Annotated in this window: 1 pseudogene; it reads right to left on the bottom strand. The window is 67.0% G+C overall.

Features of this window, described 5'->3' with window-relative positions:
- Positions 1-215 (bottom strand): annotated as a pseudogene (locus CVM73_RS41435) (IS30 family transposase); the annotation flags it as partial.

Raw genomic sequence — 215 nt, 5'->3', positions numbered from 1 at the left:
GCCTCGTGACTAATGCGCATCGTCTCATCCTCGGGAAAGTCGAGCCGAAGGCGCCGCGAAATCTGTTCCGGGCTCCACGCCCTTGCCCAGCGGCGGTTCTGACGATGCACTGCCCGGCGCCCCTTCCCCAGGACCTTCGGGCCGGCAATCGGCGTCCCGTCCGGCTTGGCGATCCTACCGGCAAGCCTGTCTTGCCCATAATCCCGCAGGACCGG

Origin of the sequence: Bradyrhizobium forestalis, assembly GCF_002795245.1 — a bacterium.
In the GTDB taxonomy this organism is placed as follows: Bacteria; Pseudomonadota; Alphaproteobacteria; order Rhizobiales; family Xanthobacteraceae; genus Bradyrhizobium; species Bradyrhizobium forestalis.
Note: the sequence above shows the minus strand (reverse complement) of the source record. Positions and strands in the feature narration are given on the sequence as shown.